The organism is Glycomyces mayteni, from assembly GCF_042428885.1.
GTDB lineage: Bacteria > Actinomycetota > Actinomycetes > Mycobacteriales > Micromonosporaceae > Glycomyces > Glycomyces mayteni.
Genome location: NZ_JBHMBP010000004.1, coordinates 326,532 through 344,284 on the forward strand (window position 1 = coordinate 326,532; position 17,753 = coordinate 344,284).

General features: G+C 73.6%; 18 protein-coding genes. 4 read left to right on the top strand and 14 right to left on the bottom strand.

The genetic code is table 11. The features are described 5' to 3' along the window. Positions 1-15: 15 nt before the first annotated feature. The 11 genes from ACFFXY_RS16795 to ACFFXY_RS16845 form a co-directional block, all read right to left on the bottom strand. Positions 16-1,404 (bottom strand): RsmB/NOP family class I SAM-dependent RNA methyltransferase, encoded by a 1,389-nt coding sequence (locus ACFFXY_RS16795; RefSeq protein ID WP_382352913.1) that lies wholly within the window; start codon positions 1,402-1,404, stop codon positions 16-18. Further along, positions 1,401-2,321 (bottom strand): methionyl-tRNA formyltransferase, encoded by a 921-nt coding sequence (fmt, locus tag ACFFXY_RS16800; protein ID WP_382352916.1) that lies wholly within the window; start codon positions 2,319-2,321, stop codon positions 1,401-1,403. Before fmt ends, ACFFXY_RS16795 begins: the two co-directional genes overlap by 4 nt. Then, positions 2,318-2,869 carry a peptide deformylase gene (def, locus tag ACFFXY_RS16805; RefSeq protein ID WP_359951606.1) on the bottom strand — a complete coding sequence of 184 codons (552 nt, stop codon included), beginning with the start codon at positions 2,867-2,869 and terminating at the stop codon, positions 2,318-2,320. Before def ends, fmt begins: the two co-directional genes overlap by 4 nt. 223 nt (positions 2,870-3,092) lie before the next feature. Further along, a complete protein-coding gene (locus ACFFXY_RS16810) occupies positions 3,093-3,815 on the bottom strand; it encodes a hypothetical protein (RefSeq protein ID WP_382352919.1) in 723 nt (240 codons plus the stop codon). A gap of 8 nt (positions 3,816-3,823) precedes the next feature. Continuing rightward, a complete protein-coding gene (locus tag ACFFXY_RS16815) occupies positions 3,824-4,504 on the bottom strand; it encodes a hypothetical protein (protein WP_382352922.1) in 681 nt (226 codons plus the stop codon). Positions 4,505-4,506: 2 nt separating this feature from the next. Continuing rightward, entirely contained in the window at positions 4,507-5,256 is a 750-nt protein-coding gene (locus tag ACFFXY_RS16820; protein ID WP_382352925.1) for a hypothetical protein, read from the bottom strand. A gap of 2 nt (positions 5,257-5,258) precedes the next feature. After that, positions 5,259-6,191, bottom strand: a complete 933-nt coding sequence (locus tag ACFFXY_RS16825; RefSeq protein ID WP_382352928.1) for an ATP-binding cassette domain-containing protein — start codon at positions 6,189-6,191, stop codon at positions 5,259-5,261. Beyond that, positions 6,188-6,553, bottom strand: coding sequence for a GntR family transcriptional regulator (locus tag ACFFXY_RS16830; protein WP_382352931.1), 366 nt, complete (start codon positions 6,551-6,553; stop codon positions 6,188-6,190). The genes ACFFXY_RS16825 and ACFFXY_RS16830 overlap by 4 nt, the downstream gene beginning before the upstream one ends. Before the next feature lie 102 nt (positions 6,554-6,655). After that, positions 6,656-7,297, bottom strand: a complete 642-nt coding sequence (locus ACFFXY_RS16835) for a response regulator (RefSeq protein ID WP_382352933.1) — start codon at positions 7,295-7,297, stop codon at positions 6,656-6,658. Beyond that, the gene (locus ACFFXY_RS16840; RefSeq protein WP_382352936.1) at positions 7,294-8,598 is read right to left on the bottom strand and encodes a sensor histidine kinase; all 1,305 of its coding nucleotides are present in this window, start codon (positions 8,596-8,598) and stop codon (positions 7,294-7,296) included. Before ACFFXY_RS16840 ends, ACFFXY_RS16835 begins: the two co-directional genes overlap by 4 nt. Before the next feature lie 93 nt (positions 8,599-8,691). Beyond that, positions 8,692-9,171: a VOC family protein gene (locus ACFFXY_RS16845; protein WP_382352939.1), complete on the bottom strand. Its 480-nt coding sequence runs from the start codon at positions 9,169-9,171 to the stop codon at positions 8,692-8,694. 108 nt (positions 9,172-9,279) lie between these two features. Between ACFFXY_RS16845 and ACFFXY_RS16850 the strand changes: the two genes are divergently transcribed. After that, on the top strand, positions 9,280-9,645 hold the full coding sequence (locus ACFFXY_RS16850; RefSeq protein ID WP_382352942.1) for an iron chaperone: 366 nt from the start codon (positions 9,280-9,282) through the stop codon (positions 9,643-9,645). A gap of 4 nt (positions 9,646-9,649) precedes the next feature. On the opposite strand, the gene ACFFXY_RS16855 is transcribed toward ACFFXY_RS16850, so the two are convergent. Further along, positions 9,650-11,305, bottom strand: coding sequence for a hypothetical protein (locus ACFFXY_RS16855; RefSeq protein WP_382352945.1), 1,656 nt, complete (start codon positions 11,303-11,305; stop codon positions 9,650-9,652). Positions 11,306-11,441: 136 nt separating this feature from the next. On the opposite strand from ACFFXY_RS16855, the gene ACFFXY_RS16860 reads away from it, so the two are divergent. After that, complete coding sequence (locus ACFFXY_RS16860; RefSeq protein WP_382352948.1) at positions 11,442-13,949, top strand: ATP-binding protein; 2,508 nt, start codon at positions 11,442-11,444, stop codon at positions 13,947-13,949. On the opposite strand, the gene ACFFXY_RS16865 is transcribed toward ACFFXY_RS16860, so the two are convergent. Further along, positions 13,946-15,157, bottom strand: a complete 1,212-nt coding sequence (locus ACFFXY_RS16865) for an MFS transporter (RefSeq protein ID WP_382352951.1) — start codon at positions 15,155-15,157, stop codon at positions 13,946-13,948. The two genes, ACFFXY_RS16860 and ACFFXY_RS16865, sit on opposite strands and share 4 nt — an antisense overlap. A 60-nt stretch (positions 15,158-15,217) precedes the next feature. Here ACFFXY_RS16865 and ACFFXY_RS16870 point away from each other — a divergent pair, with 60 nt between their 5' ends. Both ACFFXY_RS16870 and ACFFXY_RS16875 read left to right on the top strand, forming a co-directional pair. Beyond that, positions 15,218-15,586: a MerR family transcriptional regulator gene (locus tag ACFFXY_RS16870; RefSeq protein ID WP_382352954.1), complete on the top strand. Its 369-nt coding sequence runs from the start codon at positions 15,218-15,220 to the stop codon at positions 15,584-15,586. Further along, positions 15,583-15,825 (top strand): hypothetical protein, encoded by a 243-nt coding sequence (locus ACFFXY_RS16875; protein WP_382352957.1) that lies wholly within the window; start codon positions 15,583-15,585, stop codon positions 15,823-15,825. The genes ACFFXY_RS16870 and ACFFXY_RS16875 overlap by 4 nt, the downstream gene beginning before the upstream one ends. A 3-nt stretch (positions 15,826-15,828) precedes the next feature. Here the strand turns inward: ACFFXY_RS16875 and ACFFXY_RS16880 are convergent, their stop codons facing one another. After that, the gene (locus ACFFXY_RS16880) at positions 15,829-17,718 is read right to left on the bottom strand and encodes a primosomal protein N' family DNA-binding protein (RefSeq protein WP_382355468.1); all 1,890 of its coding nucleotides are present in this window, start codon (positions 17,716-17,718) and stop codon (positions 15,829-15,831) included. Between the last annotated feature and the right edge of the window lie 35 nt (positions 17,719-17,753).

Sequence of the window (17,753 nt, forward strand, 5' to 3'; positions counted from 1 at the left end):
GCTCGAACTGGGTTGTTACCGGTTGCCGGTCTTGCGCAGCAGCGCCATGAACATCGCGTCGGTGCCGTGCCGGTGCGGCCACAGCTGCACGAAGTCCCCGCGCGCCGAGTCCGGGACGCGGTCGAGCAGCCAGTCCGGGCGCACGAGCTCCGCTCCCCCGGCCTTGAGCACCGACTCCACGGCCTCCGAGGTCTCGTCGAGCACCGGCGAGCACGTCACGTACGCGACCAGGCCCCCCTTGCGCGCCAAGCGGAGTCCCGCCGCCAGCAGCTCCCGCTGGAGCGGCACCAGGGCGTCGAGGTCGGACCGCTGCTTGCGCCAGCGCGCCTCCGGGCGGCGGCGCAGCGCGCCGAGCCCCGAGCACGGCGCGTCCACGAGCACCCGGTCCGCCGAGCCCGGCTCGCCGAACAGGCGGCCGTCGCCGGTGTGGACGGTGACCGGGAGTCCCTTGGCGGCCTTGGCGACCAGTTCGGCCCGGTGGGGCTGGACCTCGACGGCGTCGAGGCGGGCGCCGCGCTCCGCGGCGAGCGCGCCGAGGAGCCCGGTCTTGCCGCCGGGGCCGGCGCACAGGTCGACCCAGGCCGCGTCGGGGCCCTCCAGGGGCGCTTCGGCGAGCGCGACGGCGACGAGCTGCGAGCCCTCGTCTTGGACGTGCGCGAGGCCGGTGGCGACGGCCCTGATCCGGCCGGGGTCGCCGCCGGGCAGGTACACCGCGTACGGCGAGTACTGGCCGTGGAGGCCGCCGCGGGTCTCGCGGGACAGGTCGCCCTTGGTGATGCGGCCGGGCTTGGCGCACAGGTGGACCGGGGGCGCGACGTTGTCGGCGGCGAGCGCGGGCGCGAGCTCCTCGGGGCCGAGGACGGCCTCGAACTCGCGGGCGATCCACTCGGGGTGGGCGTGGCGCAGCGACAGGTCGTGGAGGCGGTCGCCGGTGGCGAGGTCCTCGCACCACTGGTCGAGGTCCTTCGCGGCGACCTTGCGCAGGACGGCGTTGGCGAGCCCGGAGACGCGGGGGCTGACGGCGGCCTTGACGAGGCTGACGGTGGTGGCGACGGCCGCGTGCGCGGGGATGCGCATGTACAGGAGCTGGTAGGCGCCCAGGCAGAGGGCGTCGAGGAGGTCCTGCTGGAGTTCGCGCACGTCGCGTCCGGAGGCGGCGGCGAGGATCCGTTCCAGGGTGCCGAGGCTGCGGAGGGTGCCGTAGGTGAGCTCGGTGATGAGCCCGGCGTCGCGGCCGGTGTGGCCGGTCTCGTTGATCATGCGGGGCAGCACGATGTTGGCGTAGGCGTTGTCGGCGGTGACGGCGCGGATCGCGTCGAAGGCGATGCGGCGCGGGTTGACCGTGGGACGCGGGGCGTCGTCGTCGCGGCGGGGCGCGCGCTTGCGGGACCTGTTGTCGCTCATGCGAACCTCGGTGCGGTCTGGAGGCCGCGGCCCCACGATGCGGCGTCCATGGGCTTCTTTCCGGCGGGTTGGACCTGCCCGAGGAGGACGGGCTCGGTGGCGGTGCCGACGTGCACGGTCTTCTTCGCGACGGCGACTTGGCCGGGTTCCAGTTGCGGCCCTTCGGGGTCGGGGACGACGGGGCCGAGGCGCAGGCGCTGGCCGTCGAGGTCGGTCCAGGCGCCGGGGGCGGGGGTGACGGCGCGGACGCGGCGGTCGACGGCGAACGCGGGGTCGCTCCAGCGGACGCGGGCGTCCTCGACGGTGATCTTGGGGGCGTGGGAGACGCCGTCCTCGGGCTGGGGTTCGCCGACGAGGGCTCCGGTGCCGAGGCCGTTCACGACGTCGAGGGTGAGGCGGGCGCCCGCGGCGGCGAGGCGGTCGAGGAGGTCGCCGGAGGTGTCGCGGGGGCCGATGGGCTCGGTGAGGCGGCCGTAGACGGGGCCGGTGTCGAGGCCCTGTTCGAGCTGGAAGACGCAGGCGCCGGTCATGGCGTCGCCGTTGAGGACCGCGTGCTGCACGGGGGCGGCGCCGCGCCATGCGGGCAGGAGCGAGAAGTGCAGGTTGATCCAGCCGAGGCGCGGGATCTCCAGGGCGGCGGGGGGCACGAGCGCGCCGTAGGCGACGACGGGGACGACGTCGGCGGCGAGTTCGGCGAGGCGCTCCAGGAACTCGGGCTCACGGGGCTTGGCGGGGGCCAGGACCTCGACGCCGTGCTCGTCGGCCCAGGCGGCGACGGGCGAGCGGTGGACCTTGCGGCCGCGGCCGGTGGGGGCGTCGGGCCTGGTCAGGACGGCCACGACGTCGTGGTCGGACGCGTGGAGGGCCTCCAGGGTCGGCAGGGCGACCTCCGGGGTCCCGGCGAAGACGATCCTCATCGCTTGAAGAACACACCCTTGGTGTCGTGGGGGGTGACTTTGACTTTGACGTCTTCGTTGTACCAGTCCTGGGCCTGGATCTCGGTCATCGCGGCCTTGCGGCGCTCCGAGTCGAGGCGGTCGATGAAGATGATGCCGTCGAGGTGGTCGGTCTCGTGCTGGAGGCAGCGGGCCATGAGGCCGGTGCCGACGATCTGGAGCGGGTCGCCGTACTCGTTGAAGCCCTTGGCGACGACGTTCTGGCGGCGGATCGTGTCGAAGTAGAGGCCGGGCAGGGACAGGCAGCCTTCGGGGCCGTCCTGCTCCTCCTCGTCGGGGAATTCGAGGACGGGGTTGACGATGTGGCCGATGACGTCGTCGACGTCGAAGGAGAACACGCGCTTGCCGACGCCGAGCTGCGGGGCGGCGAGCCCGGCGCCGCCTTCGTCGCGCATGGTGTCGAGCAGGTCCTTCACGAGGTTCCGCAGTTCCTTGTCAAAGGTGTCGACTTCCTCCGCCGCGGTGCGCAGGACCGGGTCGCCGAAGATGCGGATGGGCTGGATCGACAATGTGCTGACCTTCCGGAGCTTGTACTGGCCGGTCACCAGTGTCCCACCCTCCCGGGGCCGCACGTGAGGGGTCGGGCGGCCGTGTGGCGCGTCTCGGCGAGCCGCGGGGCGGGGCGGGCGGCGTCCCGGCCGTGAGGAGCAGCCCCGCCACGACGCCCGCCGCGATGCACGCGGCGACCACGAGCACCGGGAACGGGACGTCGGCGACGAGGAGGCCCATGGTTCAGCCGCCCCGCTTGGGCACCGGCACGGACCGCAGGACCAGGACGAGCGCGGTGACCATGGCGGCGATGAACGCCAGGCCTGAGCCGATCCAGGCGGCGGCCCGCCAGCTAAACGCGTCCACGGTGTACCCGAAGAACTCCAGCGACAGGGTGCCCGCGATGAGCATGGACGGGAACAGCAGGAACAGGACGACGACGAACGCGCCCTCCTTGCCGATCCGGGCGGCCGCGGCGGTGACGAGGGCGCCGGCGAAGAAGTACGCGGGCCCGATGAGGAGGTACCTGGCGCCCTTGGCGAGGACCTGGCCCCAGGTGTCGTCGGGTGCGGCGACGAGGCCGAGCATGAAGTGCTCGACGGCGAAGCCGGTGACGGCGAGGGCGGCCAGCGCGGCGGAGGCGAGGGCGCCGAAGACGAGGAACGCGACGGTGATCTCGCGGCGGGTGACGCCGCGGGAGATGAGGCCGGTCAGGGAGCTGTGGAGGAAGACGCCGCCGGTGATCGCGGTGAACCACTGGAGGACCGAGATCGTGCCGGTCCAGGCGCCCGCGTCGGCGCCCCAGATGAGATGGATGAGGGGCCCGCCGAGGACGGCGAGCACGAGGGCCGCGAGGAGCCACCAGCGGAGCCAGCGGACGGCGGCGGTGAACATGCGCGCGCCGAGCCGGTAGCGGCGCCGGGCGAGTGCGGCGGCGGGGTCGGCGGCGGTCGCGGTCGGGTTCATGGTCGGGCTCATTTCGTTCGGACGGGGACGGTGCGGAGGGTCGCGGCCAGGCCCGCGACGAGGACCGCGGTGACGGCGAGGCAGATGCCGGCCCACCCGGCGAGGTCGGTGCCGCCGCGGGCGTAGCCGAACTCCAGGGCGAGGACGCCGGAGTACTGCCCGGCGGCCGCGACGAGGACGACCAGGGTGAACCAGGCGCGGCCCGCGAAGCGGAGCGCGGCGGCGCCGATAAGCGCGCCGGTGAAGCAGTAGATCGGGGTGATGAGCAGGTACCGGGTGCCGTTGCCGAGTGCGTCGCCCCAGGTGCCGAGGGGTTCGCCCGCGGCCGACAGGAGGGCGTGCTCGGCGGCGAACCCGGCGGTGACGACGGCGGTCGTGGCGATCGAGGCGAGCGTCCCGAACACGAGGAGGGCGGTGGTGAGTTCGCGGCGGGTGACGCCGCGGCTGATCGCGGCGGGCAGGTTGGCGTACAGCCAGCGGCCCGCGGCGGAGGCGACGAACCACTGGAAGACGGTGGCGGTGATCGCCCACAGGCCGGTCTCGATCGCGTTGACGAGCAGCACGGACAGGAGCGGGGTGAGGACGATCCAGGCGAGCCCGATCCAGCGGAGCCAGCGGGCGGCGCCGAGGGCGATGCCCAGGCCCAGGCGGTAGCGGCGCCCGGGGAGCACGTGGTGGACGGCGGTCATGGTCAGGCCCGCTTCGAGCGCAGGGGGATGTCGATGAGGAGGCGGCGGGCGGCGACGGCGAGCGCCGCGACGGCGAGCGCGATCAGCGCGGCGAGGGGGACGCGGCCCCACTCGTCGATGTACAGGCCGAGGAACCCGATCCAGCCGGGGCCGACGGGCTCGGTGTTGAACAGGGCCGCGTCGAGGCCGAAGACGACGGGGAGGATCGGCACGACCAGGAGCCACCCGGTGTGCTCCCAGCGGTAGGAGGCGACGCCGATGACGACGCCCGCGGCGAAGTACGACAGGAGCAGCAGCGGCAGGTACGCGGCGAAGGAGGCGGTGTCGGCGAGGGACCCGATGGGCGCGATGCCGTCGTTGGCGTCGATGCCCTGGGACCAGCCGAACGCGCCGTAGTAGGCGTGCTCGGCGAGCAGGCCCGCGAAGGCGACGGCGCCGAGGCCGAGGGACCACAGGAGGCCGAAGACCCCCATGGACGCGGCGAGTTCGCGGCGGGTGAGCCCGGTGGCGATGAGCTGGGGCAGCAGCGTGTACACGAAGCCGCCGCCGACGAACGCGGTGAACCACTTGGCGCCGTTGGCGGCGTAGTACCAGGCGGAGAGCTGAACGTCGGTGTACTGGGCGACGATGAGCGGGACGGCGAGGCTGAGGACGGCCGCGGCGAGGATCCAGTACTTGAAGTAGTTGAGCGCGGCGCCGGCGAGTCCGGCGCCGAGGCTGTAGCGGCGCGAGGCGAGGGCGGGGGCGGTCATCGTCAGGCTCCGTTCCGGTCTTTGCGGAGTTGCGAGGGCGCAGCCCTCTCCGGTTCGGGGTGCGGGTGGGGCGACGGGTGCGGGGCGGTGAGGTGGATGAAGAGGTCCTGGAGGCCGACGGGGCCGATCTCGATCCCGGCCGCGGCGGCGCGGGAGCGGGTCTCGGCGTCGAGGGCGTCGGCGACGGTGATGCTCTTCGTGCCGCCGAGGCGCTGCTCGGCGAGGGCGTCGAGGCCGAGGGCGTCGACGGCCGCGGCGGGGCCGGTGAGCGTGGCGCCCATGCCCTGGAAGGACTCGACGTCGGCGTGGCGCAGGATGCGGCCGCGGTCGACGATGACGACCTCTTCGAGGTAGTTGGCGACCTCGTCGATGAGGTGGGTGGACAGGACCACGGTGTGGGGCCGGTCCATGTACTCGGCGAGGAGCTCCTTGTAGAACGCGTCGCGGGTGGGCGCGTCCATGCCGAGGTGGACCTCGTCGAACATGGTGAGGTCGGCGCGGGCGGCGAGCCCGCAGACGGCGGCGAGGACGGAGCGCTTGCCGCGGGAGAGGGCCGAGACGCGCTTCTTCAGCGGCACCTCGAAGCGGTCGGCGAGCTTGTAGGCGTACTCGGCGTCGAACGAGGGCCGGATGCTCCCGGATTCGATGGTGGCCTTGACGGTCTCGGTGTCGTCGAAGTCCCCGCCCTCGCGGATGAGGGCGACGCGGGAGACGACCGGCGCGTTCTCCCACACCGATTCGCCGCCGACGAGGACCTGCCCCGAGGTGGGCTTGCGGAACGCGGCAACGAGGCTGAGGAGGCTCGTCTTGCCGGCGCCGTTGCGGCCGAGGAGGCCGTAGATCTTCCCGGCTTCGAGGTCGAGGTCGATGCCGGTGAGGGCGGCTTCGGAACCGTACTTGAGGGCGACGTCGCGGAGGGTGACGGACAGGCTCATTTCAGGGCGCCTTCCTGGGTGCGGAGGTAGTCGATGATGTCGGTCAGGGGGATGCCGGCCTGGCGGGCCTCGCGGACCAGGGGGGCCAGGACGCGCTCGAAGAAGCGCTCGCGGAAGTCGGCGGACAGCTTGTCGCGGGCGTCCTCGGCGACGAACATGCCGACGCCGCGCTGCTTGTAGAGGACGCCCTCGTCGACCAGCTCCCGGAACGCCTTCTGCGCCGTGGCCGGGTTGATCTGGTAGAACGCGGCGTACTGGTTGGTCGACATGACCTTGCCTCCGGGTTCGAGCGATCCGTTCATGATCTCGGCCTTGATCTGGTCGGCGATCTGCCGGTAGATCGGTGAGCCGTCATCGAACATCTCGCCTCCTTAGGGTTCGTTGGTTCTTAGGTTCATTACTTGACTAATGAACCATAGCACGAATGAACCCGGGGCGCGCGGCCCCGGGTTCGCGGGAGTCCTCTAGACGAGGCCGCCTTCGTAGGCGGCGATGACGGCCTGGGTGCGGTCGCGCACCCCGAGCTTGGTGTAGACGCTGCTCAGGTGGGTCTTGACGGTCTCGCGGCCGAGGAACAGCTCGGCGGCGATCTCGGCGTTGGACAGGCCGCGGGCGGCGAGGGTGAGCACTTCGCGCTCGCGTTCGCTGAGGTCGCCGATGCCCTTGGGGGCCTTGCGGTCGGGGACGGCGGCGGCGAGGCGGCGGACCGCCTCGGGGAACAGGAGCGCGTCGGTGCGGGCGACCAGGCGCACGGCCGCGAGGAGGTCTTCGAGGCGGGTGCGCTTGAGCAGGAACCCGTCGGCGCCCGCGCGCAGGGCCTGCCACACGTAGTCGTCGTTGTCGAAGGTGGTGACGACGAGGATCTTCGGCGGGTCCGCGAGCTCGGCGGTGATCCGGGCGGTGGCCTCGATGCCGTCCACTTTCGGCATCCGCACGTCCATGAGCATGACGTCGGCCCTGCCGGAGCGGGCGATGGCGAGCGCGTCGATCCCGTCGGCGCCTTGGGCGACGACGTCGAGGTCGGGTTCGGCGCCGATGACGGCGGCGAACCCGGAGCGGATGAGGGCCTCGTCGTCGACGAGCGCGATGCGCAGCGGCGCGGTCATGCGGTCCCCTCCGGGGCGGTGTCGTCGTTCGGAGCCGTGTCGTTCAGGGCGGTGTCGTTCAAGGTCGTGTCGTTCGGGGTGCGGTCGGGCAGTGCGGCGCGGACGGTCCAGGTCCCGGCGTCCCATCCGGCCTCGGCGGTGCCGCCGAGGACGGCGGCGCGCTCGGCCATGCCGATGAGGCCGCGCCCGCCGGGGCGGGGCCGGGGCCGCCGCGCGGCGGGGCTCGCGACGGCGACGGCCACGCCCGAGGCGGCGACGTCGAGGTCCACGGCGGCGCGGGGCTCGTCGGCGTGGCGCAGGACGTTCGTGAGGGCCTCCTGGACGATCCGGTACGTCTCGCGGGAGGTCAAGCGGCCCACCGCATCCGGGTCGCCCGTGATCCGCAGCTCGGTGCGCACGCCGCACTCGGCGGCGAGCGCGTCGAGGTCGGCGAGGTCCTTCTGGGGGCCGCGGGTCTCCTCGCGGTCCTCGCGGAGCGCCCCGATGACGGCGTCGAGCTCGGCGAGGGCTTCGCGCGCGGTCTCGCCGACCGCGGCCATGGCGGTCGCGGCGAACGCGGGGTCGGCGGTGATGAGCCGGGAGGCGGCCTCGGACTGGACCACGACCACCGACAGGGCGTGCCCGACCGAGTCGTGGAGTTCGCGGGCGATCCGGTTGCGGGCGGCGAGGCGCGCGGTCTCGGCGCGGGAGGCGGCGAGCCGGTCGGCCGCGCCCTGTCCGAGCAGGTGCGGCGCGAGGGCCCGCACGCCCGCGGCGACCGCGGCCACGAGGAGGATCAGGGCGATGAGGAACAGCGGGCCGGTGAGCAGGCCCCAGTCGGTCAGCAGGCCCCCGTACGGGCCGGAGGTGCCGAGGCCGAAAAGGCGGCGGACGCCGTTGATCACGAGGTAGGCGGCGAACGGGACGAGCGCGAGCGTCATGCCCGACAGGAGGCCCCCGACGACCGCGTGGAGGGTGAACCAGCAGCCGGTGCGCCAGCGCGTGTTCCAGGAGTCGTCGTCGGCGGGCGAGGCGAACTCGGCGCCGAGGAGGCGTCGGGCGGCGGTGCGCTCCACTTCGCGGTCGGGCAGGAGAAGCGAGACGGCGGCGACGAGGGGCACGACCGCGGCGAACACGTACGGGTCGAGGACGCCCCCGAACCCGGCGTCGGGGTGGAGCCAGTTGTAGCCGAGGGCGCCGACCACCATGAACGGCATCATGAGGGCGCCGCCGAGGATGAGCCAGACCCACCCGCGGTAGGTGGCCCCGGACCGGAGCGGGGCGAGGAGGCGCATGGGGCCATTGTGCCAGCGGACGTTCACGGTTCCAGCGTGCATCGCTTCCCCGCCCGCCGCCTCCCTCGCGGGTGCGGGCCCGGTCCCCCGCGCGGGGGACCGGGTCGCCCGCCGTTCCGGCTACTTGCCCTCGTAGGCGTCCTTGAGGCCCTGGAGGTCGATCTTCTTCATGCCGTACATGGCCTTGACGGCGCGCTCGGCGCCGGCCTTGTCGGGCCCGCCGACGTACTTCTCGGCCTCGGTGGACCACACCTGCCAGTTGACGCCCCACTTGTCGGCGACCCAGCCGCACTCGATCTCCTTGCCGCCGTTGGACAGGAACGCGTCCCAGAGGCGGTCGATCTCGGCCTGGTCGTCGCAGTTGACCAGCAGGGACATGGCGTGGTCGTGCTTGGCGGAGGCGTCGCCGTTGATGCCGGTGAACTGCTGCCCGGCGAGCTCCCAGTTGACGACCATGGCGGTCCCGGCCTTGCCGTGGGCGTCCTCGACGAACGGGATGCTCCCAGTGATCTTGGCGTCCTCGAACAGGGAGGTGTAGAACTCGGCGGCCTCCTGGGCGGCGCCGTCGGTGTACCAGATGTTGGTGACGATCTTCTGCATTGCTCGCGTCCTCCGAACGGGTCCTGGGCTGTACGCCTACAGCCGATTGCATCAGTTGAGACGAGCCGGCGGGGCCGGATTCATCGTTCCGGCGGCTACATTGGGCCCATGGTGAGCAGCAGCGCCGCGACCGTGGACGAGTACCTCGCGGCCCTCCCCGACGACCGCCGCCCCGTCATGACCGCGATCCGGGACGTCTGCCGCGCCGAGCTCCCCGGTTTCACCGAGGCCATGGCCCACGGCATGCCCTGCTACCTGCGCGAGGGCGAAGCGGAGATCGCCATCGCCTCCCAGAAGCGCCACATCGCCTTCTACCTCATGCGCACCGACGTCAAGGACGCCTTCGCCTCCCGCCTCGCCGCCCACGACATGGGCAAAGGCTGCCTGCGCTTCCCCACCCCCGCGAAGGTCGACCTCGACCTCGTCCGCGACTTGGCGAGAGCCACGGCCAAGGCCCCGGGCCCGGTCTGCTGAGGGTTCAGCCGCCGAGGGCGGTCGCGTAGTCGTCCGCGCCGGGGTCGTTGTGGCCGGGCCGCTTCTGGCCCTCCATCACGGAGCTGCCCTCGTACGGGTCCCAGCCCGAGCGGTCGGTGGCCTCGGCCCAGGCCTTCGCCTTCTCCGGCGCCTCGCCCTCCTCCCACTCGATGCTCGCGAAGACCGCGGCCTGCTCCTCGTCGGTCTTCGCGTACAGCCTGGCCGCCTCCTTGATCTGGGTCCCGGTCTCGTAGAGGCGGCCGCACGCGGTGCTCAGGAACCCCCGGAACTCTTCGCGCAGCCCCTTGAGCTTCGCGTCGCCCCCGGCCTCGGCGCCGTCCTTGTCGGAGAGGGAGGGCTCGGCGCCGTCGAGTCCGTCCAGGAGCCGGACCAGCCCCTCGTACGTCTTCGCGGCCTCGAAGCAGGTGCCGGCGATCTTCATGATCTCGTCGACGTCCGCATGGGCGCCCTTCCCGGCGTTGCCCTTCGCGTTGTTCTGCGTGATGTCGTAGAACTCCAGGTTGAAACTGTGGATGCCGTAGACGACGTCGCGGACCGCGGCCGCGCCGGAGCTGAAGTCGGACTCGGCGCTCGCGACCTCGGTGTTGTGGTCGTCGATGTCGTCCCACACCGCTTTCATGGCCTCTTCCACGGTCGTCGCGTACGAGACGCTCTTGACCTTCGGGAGGAAGATCTCCCCCGCGATGCCCGCCAGGCTGACGACCGTGCCGACCGCCGTGGCGGGCGGGAACGCCGCCACGCCGGTCCCGATGGCCCCGAACACCTTCCACACCACGTCGAGGTCCGTCTCGGTCGTCTTCGTCTCGCCGAGCGCCTTGGTCGCCTCGGTGAGGATCTTCAGGTCCCCGCTGCGCCCCTGGTACACGACGGTGCCTCGGGCGGCGTACAGGTTCGACAGGCTCCCCGCGATCCCGGCCTGGTTCTTGAACGTGGGCTCCACGGAGTCGAAGAACCCGTCCTTGAGGGCCTTCGCCGCCGCGCCGGTCCAGGCGGCGTACCAGCCCGCGTCGTCATTGTTGTTCTCGGCGAGTTTCCCGAGGTCGGAGAGCAGGTCGGCATTGCTGGCCGGCTTGAACGGGAGCGTCTGGTCCGAGCCCTTCGCGGCCTCCAGGCCGAGCTGCCCGCCCAGGTTGAGCAGCGCCGCCTGGGCTTGCTCGATCTCGCCGAGGTCGTGGACGCCGAACTCCGGCAGGGCGGCGCGCACGACGGCGGCCTCCTGGTGGGACCAGGCCTCGATCTGCGCCATGATCTGCGGCATCCCGCACTCGATGCGGTCGGGGATCGCCCGCTGGACGCCCTTGGCGTCGATGTAGCTCGGCCGCTCCATCGAGACCGGGCCGAGGTCCATGCTGCCCTCGCACTTCGGCACCGGCCCGTTCTGGCCGCTCTCCGCCCAGTGCACGACCCTGCACCGGTAATGGCGGTAGTCGACGTGGAGCCGGGCCAGCGCCTCCCAGTACGGCCACATCGGCTCGGCCCCGCCGCTGCGGCGCCACCCCTGGGGGAACCGGCCCTTGCCCTCGGCGACCACCTCCGCGGCGCGCTCGCGCCAGCGTTTGAGGAGGGCCTTGCGGAAGTCCGCGACGGCCCGGTCGAGCACGGTGCCGAAATCGGGTTCTCTGATGGGGTCCGCGGCCACGGCGCACCGCCTTTCACTGCACAAGGCATCTGCGTCGAGTGCACCACCGGACCCGGTGCGCCGCAAGGGTCCCGGGTGTCCCGGTCCGTCCGGGACGGGGGCGGACAGGGGGGCGGGGCGCCGGTAGGATCGTGACGTGCGTCAATCCCTCGACGGCCTCGACCCCTCCTCGGCCGGTTCGGCGCCGCAGCTCGTGGCGCTGCTGCGCGAGCTGCGGGCGGCTTCCGGGCTGAGCATCCGGGAGGTGAGCCGGCGCGCCCGCGACCGCGGCGACTGGCTCCCCACGAGCACGCTCGCGGCGGTCCTCAACCGCGACGCCGTCCCCCGCGCCGAGGTCGTGGCCGCGCTCGTGCGCGCCTGCGGCGGCGACGAGGCGGCCGTGGAGACCTGGCTGGCGCAGTGCGCGCGCATCAGCGCCGCCGACGTCGCCGACACCGGGCAGGTCCCCCGCCAGCTCCCGGGCCCGCCGCACGCGTTCACCGGCCGCGAGCGGGAGCTGCACCTCGTCGACGAGCACCTCCAGTCCCCGCGAGCGGTCGTCCTCGCGGGCCCGGCCGGGATCGGGAAGACCGCCCTGGCGCTGCACTGGGCGCACCGGTCGCTCGACGCGTTCCCCGACGGGCAGCTGTACGTGGACCTGCGCGGGTTCTCCGGGACCGACCCGCTCGCGCCCGGCCCGGTCCTGCACCGGTTCCTGACCGCGCTCGGCACCGGCCCCGAGGAGATCCCCGCCGACGGGGACGAGCGGGCCGCGATGTTCCGCTCGCTGCTGGGGCACCGGCGGGTCCTCGTCGTCCTCGACAACGCCCGCAGCCCCGAGCAGCTGCGCGACCTCCTCCCCGGCGCGGGCGGGTCCGCGGCGCTCATCACCGCCCGCACGGACCTGTTCGGGCTCACCGCGACGCACGGCGTCCCGCACCTGCGCCTGGCGCCGCTGACCCGCGAGGAGTCCATGGACCTCCTCGACGCGATGATCGGCCGCGACCGCGTCGCCACCGACCCCGAGGCCGCGCGGGGCCTCGCCGCCGCCTGCGGGGACCTGCCGCTGGCGCTGCGCCTGGCCGCGTGCCAGACCCTCGCCCACCCCGAGCAGACCATCGGCGAACTGCGCGACCGGATCGCCGCCGCGCCCCTGGCGAACCTCGACCTCCCCGGCGACGAGGCCGCGGGCCTGCGCGCCTGCCTCGACCTCACCCGGGCCCGCCTCGACGCCGCCGACCGGGACGTCCTGGACGCGATCGGCCTGCACCCCGCGACCGAGTTCGAGGCCGCCGGGATCGCGGCCCTCACCGGGACCCCCGTCGGCGACGCCGACGCAGCCCTGCACCGCCTCGCCGGGGTCCACCTGGCCGCGGCCGCCGGGGACGGCCGCTGGGGCGTCCACGACCTCGTCCGCGCCTACGCCCGCGAGCACGCCGAGCGCCGCCCCCGCGACGAGCGCGAGGCCGCCCTGGACCGCCTCTACGACTGGCACCTCGCCGCGGTCGCCGGGACCTGGGAGGCGGTCTTCGGCCTCGAACCCGAGGTCGTCCCCGCGACCGACGTGCCCGTGCCCGCCTTCGACGGCCCCGAAGCCGCCCTCGCCTGGCTCGACCCGCGCCACAGCGCCCTCAGCGAGATGATCCGCCACGCCGCCGCCGCGCGCCGCGACTGGCACGCCGCCCGCCTCGCCCACGCCCTCTGGCGCTACCAGTACATCCGCGGCGTCCGCGGCGAGGCCGAGGCGTGCCTGCGCGTCGCCCTCGACGCCGACCGCCGCACCGGCGACCGCGCCCACCAGGTCAAGCTCCTGCGCCAGCTCGGCAACACCCTCAAAGCCCTCGGCCGCCTCGACGAGGCCGAGGACGCGCACGGCCGGTCGCTGCGCCTCGCCACCGACCTCGACGACACCGAGGCCGCCGCGATCACCCTCGTCGCCATGGCGCAGCTGCACATCCAGCAGTGGCGCCTCGACGAGGCCCGCACCTGCGCCACCGCGGCCGCCCGGGTCTTCCGCGACCTCGGGGACGCCGACCGGGAGGTCAACGCCCTCGACGACGTCGCCCACGTCGACATGCTCGTGGGCAACGACGACGAGGCCCGCGCCGGGTTCGACCGCGCCGTCAAGACCTTCACCGACCGCGGCTGGACCCAGAACCTCGCCTCCGCGCTCGCGGGCCTCGCGCGCCTGCGCCTGCGCGAGGGCGACGCCGACGGCGCGGCGGCCCTCCTCGCCGACGCCCTCGACGCGTACCGCCAGAGCGGCGACCCCCTCGGGGAGGTCTACGTGCAGTCCCTCCAGGCCCTCGCGCACGCCCGGCTCGGCGACCGCGAGGCCGCGGCCCGCCTCGCGGGCGCCGCCGCCGAGGCGGCCGTCGCCACCTCCAGTCCCGAACTGGCCCTGGAGGTCCTCAACAACGCCGGGTTCGCGTACGGGGCCGTCGGCGACGTCACCGCCGCCGAACGGGCGCACCGCGACGCCCTCGACCTCGCCGAGGCCGTCCCCGACCTGTACGAGCAGGCCCGCGCCCGCCACGGCATCGGCGACGCGCTCGCCGCCCGCGGCGAGGACGACGCCGCCCGGGCCGAGTGGACCCGGGCGCTGCGCCTCCACGAGAAGCTCGGCACCTACGGCAGGGCCGAGCTCGCCGAACGCCTCGCCTAAGACGCGTCCGGCACCTCGCGGCGGGCCGGGAACGCGTGCCTGCGCGCGAACACCGCCACCAGCAGCACCGGCACGCCGAGCACCACCACGGCCCACGCCAGCGACAGCGGCCCGAACCGCACCAGCAGCAGCCCGCCGAGCGCCCCGCCCGCGGCCGTCGCCGCGTTCCACAACGTCACCACCAGCGCCTGCACCGCGTCGGCGGCCTTCGCGCCCGCCTGCCCGGCCGCGGTCTGGAGCAGCGTCGGCACCCCGCCGTGCCCCAGCCCCCACAGCGCGACCGCGACGTAGACGAGCGCCGGGACCTCCGCGAACACCGCCAGCGCGGCCGCCGCCCCGCCGGTGAGGACCGCCGCCGCGATCGTCAGGTGCCGCAGCCGCCGGTCGATGTGCGCGCCGGTGATCCAGATGCTCGCGATCGACGCGACGCCGAACACGAGCAGCACCCGGTCGACCGAGCCGCCCATCCCGAACCGCTCCAGGAACGCCGCGATGTACGTGTACAGCACGTTGTAGGCGATCACGTAGACCGCGATGACGGCCATGACCGCCGGGACCCCGGGGATCACCGCCGCCCGCAGCACCGGCGTCCGCGCCCCGGCGCGCTGCCCCGGGAAGTCCGGGACCACCAGGGTGATCCACGCGATCGACAGCACCGCCAGGCCCGACATGACCCCGAACGACTCCCGCCACCCCAGCGCCCCGCCGATGAACGTCCCGGCCGGGACCCCGAGCGCCAGCGCCAGCGGGATGCCCGCCATGACGATCGCGATCGCCTTGCCCTCCATGCCCTTCGGCGCGAGCCGCCGCGCGTACCCGACCATGAGCGCCCACGACAGGCCCGCGGCCATGCCCGCCACGAACCGGGCGCCCATCGTCAGCGCGTAGTCCTGCGACACGGCCGTGACGGTGTTGGCGGCGACGAACCCGCCCATCGCCAGCAGCAGCACCGGCTTGCGCCCCCACCCGGCCGTCAGCGACGACAGCGGGATCACGGTCAGGGCCGTCCCGATCGCGTACACCGTGACGGCCTGCCCCATCGCGGCCTCGCCGACGCCCAGGCTCGCGCGCATGCCCGGCAGCAGGCCCGCGGGCAGCGACTCGGTGATGACGGTGATGAACACGGCCGTCGACAGGGCCAGGAGCCCCGACAGGGGCAGCCGCTCCCGACGCGGTGCCGCGGACCGGGACAGGATGGTTTCACTCATGTGAAAGAGCGTCTAACCTTGACACTAATGTCAGAGTCCAGCATGAGTGAGGCGGCCCACATGAGGATCGGCGAACTGGCGGAGCGCACCGGCGCCCCCGCCCGGATGCTCCGCTACTACGAGCAGCACGGCCTCATCGCCGCCGACCGCTCCCCCAACGGCTACCGCGACTTCCCCGAGCCCACCGTCGAACGCGTCGGCCAGATCCGCGGCCTCCTCGACGCCGGCGTCCCCGTCAAGATCATCAAGCAGATCCTCCCCTGCCTCGACGGCCCCGGCCAGATCTACTTCCCGGTCCCCGACCCCGAGATGCTCGCCCAACTCGCCGAGCAGCGCGACCGCATGACCCGCAAGGCCGAATGCGTCCTCAAGAACCGCGACGCCATCGCCGCCTACCTCGACCGCGTCAGCGGCGCCCCCGCCCCGTGAACCGCCTCCGCACCGCCCTCGTCACCCTCGTCGTCAAAATTCAGACCGTCACGGTCTTCGGGTACATGGGCGTCATCTCCTTCATCGGCGTCGAAGCCCTCGTCGTCGTCCTCGGCTTCACCACGGTCCTCCCGATCGCGATCCCCTTCGTCCTCATCGCCATCGCCGCCGCCTACTTCTTCCGCGAACGCCTCAAGACCCTCTGGACCCTCCTCAAGGCCAAGCTCAAGCGCGCCTAGAGGTCAGGCGATCTCCCGCGGATCGATCTGAATCCGGACCTGCTCCGCCTTCGCACTCGACCGCTCCGCCGTCGCCTTCGCGAGCGTCGCGGCCAGCGCCGCCCCGTCCCTGCGGCGCACGCGAAGCAGCAGCCGCTCAGTGTGCTCGTCCACCGGAATCGGCCCGATCGCCTCCGCGCCCAGGTCCCCGGGCAGGTCGGCGGCGAGCTTCTCGGCCTCGCCGATCGGGCCCGTCAGCGCCGCGAACCTCATCACGGGCGGGAAGCCGAGCTCGCGGCGGTCCTCCAGCTCCTGGCCCGCGAACCACGCCGCGTCCCACCGGATCAGCGCCTGCACCACCGGCAGCCCGCCGTCGGCGGTGACCACCGCCGTGCCGGTCGGGGCGCACAGGGCCACCGCGTTCATCCAGATGCGCAGGGCCTCCTCGGAGGCGGTGAGCTCGGCCCGGGTCAACTGCGCCCACGTGTCCACCAGCAGCACCGCGCCGTAGCCCTGCGGCGCAACGGGTTCCACACCAGGCGTGGAGACGACGACCCGCGCCCCCGCCGGGATCGCGTCGAGGCGCTCGGACGCGTTCGACTCCACGACCTCGACCCCGGGGAACGCGCTGGCGATCTCCTCCGCGGTGCGCGCCGCCCCGATGACCACGGCCCGGATGCGGTTCGAGCCGCACTCGGCGCAGCGGTGCGGGTCGTCGACCCGCCCGCACCAGGTGCACACGGGCGGTCGGCGCGGGCCGGTCAGGCGCAGCGGGCCCGTGCACTCGGGGCACATCGCGCGGGAGCGGCAGCGCTGGCACGAGACGGCGGGGACGTAGCCGCGGCGCGGGACCTGGAGCAGCACCGGCAGGTCGGCGGCGAGGGCCTTGCGGGCGGCCTCCCAGGCGACCGAGGGCAGCCGCGCGGTGGAGCTGGACGGGTCGGCGGCGAGGTCGGCGTCGTCGCCGATCGGGACGACGCGCGGGGAGGCGGCGCGCAGCGCCTCGCGGCGGCCCGGGGCCGAGACGGCCCAGCCGGTCTCGACGAGGAGCTGCGCCTGCGCGGTCCGCGCGAAGCCGCCGACGATGCACGCGGCCCCGGCGAGTTCGGCGCGGGTGAGGAGGACCTCGCGGGCGTGCGGGTAGGGGGCGTGGAGGCTGACGAGGTTCTTGTCGCCGTCGTCCCAGACGGCGACGAGCCCGAGGTCGGCCACGGGCGCGAACATCGCGACCTGCGTCCCGGCGACGATGCGGACCTCGCCGCGCAGCGCCTTGAGGAACGACCGGTACCGGGGGGTCGGGCCCGTCGAGTTCGCGATCGTCACGTGCCGGTCGGGTCCGAGCACCGCGGTGAGCGCCCTGTCGAGCCGCTCCAGGTCGTACTGGTCGGGGACCACCAGCAGTGCACCGCGGCCCGCCGCGGCGGCGGCAGCGGCGGCCTCGGCGAGCCGCGCGGCCCAGTCCTCGCCGGGCACGGCGCTCCAGGCGATCCGCGGGGCCTTCCCGGCGCGCAGCGCACGGAGGAACGCCTCGCCCGCGTTATATCTATCCCAGTGATCGAGCGGCGGCGCGGCCACCGGCAGCCGCTCGCCGGGCGGCTCCTTCTCGACGCGCACCTTCCGCTCGGGCAGCGCCAGGCGCAGGACGTCGGCGAGGTTGCCCGCATACCGGTCGGCGATCCGCTGCGCGAGCGCGGCGACCTCGGGCGTGAGCACCGGGCCGGGCGGGACGACGTCGAGGATCGGGAGGATCTTCCCGGCGAACTCCGCGCGGTCGCGGACGGCGAGGACGGTGCCCTTGAGCTTCCGGTTGCTGAACCGGACCGTGACCCGGCACCCGGGCACCACGTCGTCGAGCAGTTCCACCGGAATGCGGTAGTCGAACAGCTGGTTGAGCTGCGGCAGCGGGTGGTCCACGCACACTGCCGCATAACTCACCGAGTACTGCTCCA